This window comes from Pseudoxanthomonas sangjuensis, from assembly GCF_010211755.1.
GTDB classification, from domain to species: domain Bacteria; phylum Pseudomonadota; class Gammaproteobacteria; order Xanthomonadales; family Xanthomonadaceae; genus Pseudoxanthomonas_A; species Pseudoxanthomonas_A sangjuensis.
The window spans coordinates 1-7,500 of the sequence record NZ_PDWR01000024.1; the positions used below are offsets into that span (position 1 = coordinate 1).

Sequence of the window (7,500 nt, forward strand, 5' to 3'; positions counted from 1 at the left end):
GTGGGCCACTGCGGTGACAACGCCGCGTGCGAAGGCTTCTTCGGCCTGCTCAAGCGCGAGCGGGTCTACCGCATGACCTACCCAACGCTCGATGCCGCGAGGGCTGATGTGTTCGAATACATCGAGCGGTTCCACAACCCGAGGATGCGACGAAGGGTCGCCAGGCAAGACCAGAAGTTCTCAGCCCTTTTACAACCGTCCGTGATTTCGGGGTAGAACCCGTCGCGGCGAACCCGCGCAAGGACGGCGACATTCCAGCCCTGAACCTGCCCAGCATCGCGACGCGCACCTGCGGCAACGTGAACGGATGCACATTCACGCGCACCTTCCGCAGCACACTGCCCCACGCACAGGAATGGACCCTGGCTGTCCGCAAGTTCAAGGGGGGCGTGACTCCAAGCAAGTTCACCCTGAATCCGGGCGAGTCGAAGACCGTCAGCATCCACATCGACAACGGCGGTCTGGTGCCGGACAGCCGTTTCTATTTCGGCAACGTCATGGTGAAGCCGACGGGGAATACCACTCTGCCCGAAATGTCGCTGCCCGTGGCCATTGCCGTACCGCCGCCCGCGGTCGTTCTGGACGCGCCGTCGGTCGATGTGTCCGTCAAGGCGGGATCCACCGGCCTTGCGCGGGTCGACATGGTGAACGACGGCGGCGGTACGTTGAAGTTCCAGTTGAACAACTCCCCTGTTGAACAGGAACTCCATTCGGCCCCGCACAATACGGTCGCAACCGCCTTCGCCAGCACCATCTGGACCGAGCTGAGTCCGGCGGGCCAACAGGCGCAGTTCGGCAGCGACGATTTCTACCTGCAGTCCGAAACCACGATCACGTCCTTCTTCACCGAGGGCTTCGTGTCGTCCCGCAAGCCGCTTGAAACCGTCGCGTCGACCATCACCTGGAGCATCTTCCGGGATGGCGGCGACCAGCCGGACGGCGATCCGCTGCAATCCCCCGGCAAGGCGGTCTGGAGCTACACCGCGGCGCCGGCAACCGCGGGCATCACCATCAGTTCGCCCAGCGACAGGATCAACGCCAATATCCGCCTGGACCTGGCCGCCGTCGGGCAGAACCTGCGCCTGCCACCGGGTCGCTACTGGCTGGTCGTGAATACGGCAGGCGCCTATGCCGACAACTGGAACTGGTTCGCCACAGACTCCGGTGATGCCGACGATCTCTACCGGCTGCTGCTGCTGCCGAGGGACGGCACCACGTGGGGCGACTACGTCTTCCACAAGGGCCTTTCCATGGACATCACCGGCAAGTTCCAGTGCGGCGCTCCGTGGCTGGGCATGCCTTCACCGGTTTCCGGGTCGCTGAAGGGCGGCGAACGCCGCAACGTCAGCATCACCGTCAACTCGGCGGGCATGGCCCCCGGCACCTACACCGCGTACGCGTGCTTCGACACCACCGATGCGAAGCGGCCAAAGGTGGCGGAACAGATCCGCATGACGGTCACCCGGTAATGTAGTGGAATGTGGCGGCTCGACCTGGAGCCGCCACCAACCCCCGGCCCGAAACGATTCGGGCCGGACTTTTTCGCAACCCACGACCGGCACACTTGGTTCATGGCCGCCCAAGTGGCGAACCCGCAGGGAATGGGTTGGATTCTTCTCGACGCCTGGCCGGACAATTCGCGGCAGCCGCGCCTGGAACGGCACCCGGTGCTAGCCGCGCTCCATCACGGCGCACTGCGCGAGAAGATCCGGATCACCGAATCCAGGTGCGCGCGCATCGCCTTGCGCGCCGCCGCGGCGTCGCGCGCGCAGATCGCCTCGACGATGACCGCGTGCTCGCTTTCGGAACGGCGCGGCATGTCCTTGGTCGTGTACAGCTGCTGCAGGCGCTGGAACATCGAACCATACTTGTGCCCCAGCAGGTGGCGGATCAGCAGCGCATAGGCCGGGTTGCCGCTGGCCTCGGCGATGCGCACGTGCAGCAGGCGGTCGCCGGGGTGGGTGGTCGAACCGTTGCGGTTGTCCTCGATGTTGCGCGCGTAGGCTTCGCGGATCCCGGCCAGCTGGTCCTCGCTGGCGTTCTCCGCGGCCAGCGCGGCCGCTTCCGGTTCGACCAGGCGTCGCGCCTGCAGCAGCGAGAACGGCGGCACCTCGGCATCGAGGTCCGGCACGCCCAGTTCGCCTTCCAGTTCGGGATCCAGCTCCCACGGCTTGCTGTGCATGGCCTGGTCGATCACGTGCGGCTGGGCCGTGCCGCCCGCCTTCTGCTGCGCAACCACCATGACCCCGTCGCCGACCCGCACCCGGACCAGGCCGATCACTTCCAGCGCGATCAGCGCCTCGCGCAGCGAGGTGCGGCTGACTCCGAACTGCTGCGACAGTTCGCGCTCGGGCGGCAGGTAGCTGCCCGACGGGTATTCGCCTCTTTCGATCATGCCGCGGAGCTGATCGGCGATCTGCTGGTACAACCTGCGGCTGTGGATGCTGTAGACGGGCATGGCAACGGGAAATCAATGTTATCGCTATCTGCGGGCCGGTCCAGTATACGCGCCGCCGCCTGCCGGGCCGCCAGCGAAGCCATGCAACGCCAGGGGACGGACGACTTCCCGCAGGGCGCCGCGGATGCGGCACGGCCGCTGCAGAGACCGCGACATCCGGTACTTCAGTCCGCTTTTGCGTCGGCCTGGCCGGCGCTCGCCTGCACCTGCCGCAACACGCGCAGCAGGTTGCCGCCCCAGATGTCGTCGATGTCCTGTTCGCTGTAGCCGGCCTGCAGCAGGCGTTCGGTGATCTTCGGCAGGTCGGAGACGTCTTGCAGCCCGTCGACGCCGCCGCCGCCGTCCCAGTCCGCGCCGATGCCGACGTGCTTCGGCCCCACCACGTCGAGGATATGCAGCAGATGGCGCATGAAGTCGTCGAGGCTCGCCTTCGGCACCGGGTATTTCGCGTCGATCCGGGCCTGCTCGCGCAGCCAGTCCTGGATCTTTTCCTCGGTCAGTTCGCCTTCGGGACCGTACTTCTCTTCCAGCGCGTCCAATGCGGCCTGGCGCTCCGGGATCTTCGGCGCCGGGATCAGGTAACCGCCGTAGGCATTGACGTGGATCAGCCCGCCTTTCGCCGCCAGCTTGCGCAGGCGCTCGTCATCGACGTTGCGCGGGTGGTCGAAGATCGCCTTCGAACCGCTGTGCGACAGCACGATCGGCGCCTTCGACAGTTCCAGCAGCTGGTCGAGCACGTCGTCGCTGGAATGCGAAGCGTCGAGGACGATGCCGAGCCGGTTGGCCTGCGCCACCAGCTCGCGCCCCTTCGGGCTCAGTCCGTGCCATTCCGGCCCTTTCGGATCGGTCGCCGAATCGCCGAAGTCGTTGTTGAGGAAATGGGCGACGCCGACCATGCGCAGGCCGAGCCGGTAGTACGCCTCCAACAGGCTGGGATCGCTGGCCAGCGGCGAGGCGTTCTCCATGCTGACGAAAACCACGCGCTTGCCGGATTTCTCGATGCGCACCGCGTCGTCGGCCGTCAGCGCGAGCTCGAACGAATCCGGATGCGCGGCGAGCATTTCGCGGATCTGCACCAGGCGCTTCAGGCCACGGTCGCGCGCGGCGCGGTTGCCCGCCGCGTCGCGGGGCCCCTGACCGGTATAGACCGCCCAGAAGCCGCCGTCGAGGCCGCCTTCCTTCATCCGCGGCAGGTCGACCTGCGAGAACGCGCCGTCGCGCGCGTGGTCGTCGAGGATGCTCCAGCCGGGGCGGCCGAAGTTCGCCGGCGTGTCCAGGTGCGTGTCGAGCACGATCGCCCGCTGGTGGACCTGCCACGCCTCCGCGGAAACCGCCGCCGGCTTCTCCTGGGCGGTGGCGGCAAGCGCGGGCAGGGCGGCGAACATGACAAGCGCGGCGGCGAGCCTGGTGCGGTTCATCGGCAACTCCGTTGGGTTCCCGGCCCATTGTTTTCCAGCCGCGCAAAAGAAGAAACCCCCAGCCGTGGCTGGGGGTTCCGGATAAAGACCCTGGCGATGACCTACTCTCGCATGGAAGACCCACACTACCATCGGCGCAGCTGCGTTTCACTTCCGAGTTCGGGATGGGATCGGGTGGTGCCACAGCGCTAATTTCACCAGGGAGACGGTTGGAGCAGCGCAGTCTTGCGCCTGTCTCGCATAGTTACTTGGGACGTAATCAAGGCTTGGGATCATCGACGCGTCGCCGAGTCCAAGGCCACTTGAGGTTATATGGTCAAGCCACACGGATCATTAGTATCAGTTAGCTCAACGCCTTGCAGCGCTTACACACCTGACCTATCAACCACCTAGTCTTGATGGTTCCTTCAGGGGGCTTGTGCCCCGGGAGATCTCATCTTGAGGCGCGCTTCCCGCTTAGATGCTTTCAGCGGTTATCGCTTCCGAACATAGCTACCCGGCAGTGCCACTGGCGTGACAACCGGAACACCAGAGGTTCGTCCACTCCGGTCCTCTCGTACTAGGAGCAGCCCCTCTCAAATCTCCAACGCCCATGGCAGATAGGGACCGAACTGTCTCACGACGTTCTGAACCCAGCTCGCGTACCACTTTAAATGGCGAACAGCCATACCCTTGGGACCGACTACAGCCCCAGGATGTGATGAGCCGACATCGAGGTGCCAAACACCGCCGTCGATATGAACTCTTGGGCGGTATCAGCCTGTTATCCCCGGAGTACCTTTTATCCGTTGAGCGATGGCCCTTCCATACAGAACCACCGGATCACTAAGACCTACTTTCGTACCTGCTTGATCCGTCGATCTCGCAGTCAAGCACGCTTATGCCTTTGCACACAGTGCGCGATGTCCGACCGCGCTGAGCGTACCTTCGTGCTCCTCCGTTACTCTTTGGGAGGAGACCGCCCCAGTCAAACTACCCACCATACATGGTCCCCGACCCGGATTACGGGCCCAGGTTAGAACGTCAAGCACATCAGGGTGGTATTTCAAGGTTGGCTCCACGACAGCTAGCGCCATCGCTTCAAAGCCTCCCACCTATCCTACACAGACGAACTCAACGTTCAATGTAAAGCTATAGTAAAGGTTCACGGGGTCTTTCCGTCTTGCCACGGGAACGCTGCATCTTCACAGCGATTTCAATTTCACTGAGTCTCGGGTGGAGACAGCGCCGCTGTCGTTACGCCATTCGTGCAGGTCGGAACTTACCCGACAAGGAATTTCGCTACCTTAGGACCGTTATAGTTACGGCCGCCGTTTACCGGGGCTTCGATCAAGAGCTTCGCTTGCGCTGACCCCATCAATTAACCTTCCGGCACCGGGCAGGCGTCACACCCTATACGTCCACTTTCGTGTTTGCAGAGTGCTGTGTTTTTGATAAACAGTCGCAGCGGCCTGGTTACTTCGGCCCCCCTCAGCTATTAACCAAAGGGGGCGCACCTTCTCCCGAAGTTACGGTGCTATTTTGCCTAGTTCCTTCACCCGAGTTCTCTCAAGCGCCTGAGAATTCTCATCCTACCCACCTGTGTCGGTTTACGGTACGGTCTTCGTGAGCTGAAGCTTAGGAGCTTTTCCTGGAAGCGTGATATCAGCAGCTTCGTCCATAAGGACTCGTCCTTGGTCTCAACGTTGCGCTCCCGGATTTGCCAAAGAGCACCGCCTCAACCCTCTCACCGGGACAACCAACGCCCGGCCTGCCTAACCTTCTCCGTCCCTCCATCGCACTCACGCGAGGTGCTGGAATATTAACCAGCTTCCCATCGACTACGGCTTTCGCCCTCGCCTTAGGGACCGACTAACCCTGCGCCGATTAACGTTGCGCTAGGAAACCTTGGGCTTTCGGCGTGCGGGTTTTTCACCCGCATTGTCGTTACTCATGTCAGCATTCGCACTTCCGATACCTCCAGCAGCCTTCTCAAGCCACCTTCGCAGGCGTACGGAACGCTCCTCTACCGCGCACACAAAGTGTGCACCCCAAGCTTCGGTTCATCGCTTAGCCCCGTTAAATCTTCCGCGCAGACCGACTCGACCAGTGAGCTATTACGCTTTCTTTAAAGGGTGGCTGCTTCTAAGCCAACCTCCTGGCTGTCTGTGCCTTTCCACATCGTTTTCCACTTAGCGATGAATTTGGGACCTTAGCTGTGGGTCTGGGTTGTTTCCCTTTTCACGACGAACGTTAGCACCCGCCGTGTGTCTCCCATACAGTCCGTCTTGGTATTCGGAGTTTGCAATGGTTTGCTAAGACGCGATGTCCCGCTAGCCATAACAGTGCTCTACCCCCAAGAGGATACATATGAGGCGCTACCTAAATAGCTTTCGAGGAGAACCAGCTATCTCCGGGTTCGATTAGCTTTTCACTCCTAATCACACCTCATCCCCTACCTTTGCAACGGGAGTGGGTTCGGGCCTCCAGTACCTGTTACGGCACCTTCACCCTGGGCATGACTAGATCACCCGGTTTCGGGTCTACTGCCCGCGACTATGCGCCCTTATCAGACTCGGTTTCCCTTCGCCTCCCCTATACGGTTAAGCTCGCCACGAACAGTAAGTCGCTGACCCATTATACAAAAGGTACGCAGTCACTCCTTGCGGAGCTCCTACTGCTTGTACGCACACGGTTTCAGGTTCTATTTCACTCCCCTCTCCGGGGTTCTTTTCGCCTTTCCCTCACGGTACTGGTTCACTATCGGTCGGTCAGGAGTATTTAGCCTTGGAGGATGGTCCCCCCATGTTCAGACAGGGTTTCTCGTGCCCCGCCCTACTCGTCTTCACTGCTATGGCCCTTTCGAATACAGGGCTATCACCTTCTATGGCGCTTCTTTCCAGAAGCCTCTTCTAAAACCATAGCAGCTTAAGGGCTGGTCCCCGTTCGCTCGTCACTACTGAGGGAATCTCGGTTGATTTCTTTTCCTCCGGGTACTTAGATATTTCAGTTCTCCGGGTTTGCCTCCAGCAGCTATGTATTCACTGCAGGATACCGATTGCTCGGTGGGTTTCCCCATTCGGACATCGCGGGATCAAAGCTTGTTGCCAGCTCCCCCGCGCTTTTCGCAGGCTGCCACGTCCTTCATCGCCTCTGACCGCCAAGGCATCCACCGTGTGCGCTTATTCGCTTGACCATATAACCCCAAGTCGCCTCGGAGTTAACGTGTGAAGGGGTACAAAGCCTTCACGCGAATATCAACGACATTCAAGTTTCAGGGGATTTTCTCCCCCGCCTTAGCCTCAACGACACGTCTGGATGATCTTCCAAACGCATATTGATTACGTCCCAAGTTGTTAAAGAGCCACAAGCCGGCCTCAACGCCAAGCCTGTAAAAATCTTTTAGTGTGTGCGCGCTATCCAGAGTTTCGCTCGACCATGATGGTGGGTCTGGGAGGACTCGAACCACCGACCTCACCCTTATCAGGGGTGCGCTCTAACCACCTGAGCTACAGACCCAAAAGTCGATAGCCCGTGCGACCTGGTGGAGCCAGTCGGGATCGAACCGACGACCCCCTGCTTGCAAAGCAGGTGCTCTCCCAGCTGAGCTATGGCCCCGTTTTGTCCGGGGTTACTCTGAATGCA

4 protein-coding genes, 2 tRNA genes and 2 rRNA genes are annotated in these 7,500 nt (G+C 61.1%); 2 read left to right on the forward strand and 6 right to left on the reverse strand.

Features of this window, described 5'->3' with window-relative positions; genetic code table 11:
- Both CSC71_RS12165 and CSC71_RS12170 read left to right on the forward strand, forming a co-directional pair.
- Positions 1-216: IS3 family transposase (locus CSC71_RS12165; protein WP_162373230.1), on the forward strand; the 216-nt coding region annotated here is incomplete at its 5' end.
- Between the two features lie 173 nt (positions 217-389).
- A complete protein-coding gene (locus tag CSC71_RS12170; RefSeq protein WP_162374651.1) occupies positions 390-1,469 on the forward strand; it encodes a hypothetical protein in 1,080 nt (359 codons plus the stop codon).
- Between the two features lie 215 nt (positions 1,470-1,684).
- Here CSC71_RS12170 and CSC71_RS12175 read toward each other — a convergent pair whose 3' ends face one another.
- The 6 genes from CSC71_RS12175 to CSC71_RS12200 form a co-directional block, all read right to left on the reverse strand.
- Complete coding sequence (locus CSC71_RS12175) at positions 1,685-2,458, reverse strand: FadR/GntR family transcriptional regulator (RefSeq protein WP_162374652.1); 774 nt, start codon at positions 2,456-2,458, stop codon at positions 1,685-1,687.
- Positions 2,459-2,622: 164 nt separating this feature from the next.
- Positions 2,623-3,876, reverse strand: a complete 1,254-nt coding sequence (locus tag CSC71_RS12180; protein ID WP_425501952.1) for a dipeptidase — start codon at positions 3,874-3,876, stop codon at positions 2,623-2,625.
- A gap of 88 nt (positions 3,877-3,964) precedes the next feature.
- A 5S ribosomal RNA gene (gene rrf / locus CSC71_RS12185) occupies positions 3,965-4,078 on the reverse strand.
- 110 nt (positions 4,079-4,188) lie between these two features.
- Positions 4,189-7,051 (reverse strand): 23S ribosomal RNA (locus CSC71_RS12190).
- A gap of 246 nt (positions 7,052-7,297) precedes the next feature.
- Positions 7,298-7,374, reverse strand: a tRNA-Ile gene (locus CSC71_RS12195).
- 23 nt (positions 7,375-7,397) lie between these two features.
- Positions 7,398-7,473: transfer RNA gene (locus tag CSC71_RS12200), tRNA-Ala, on the reverse strand.
- Positions 7,474-7,500 lie beyond the last annotated feature (27 nt).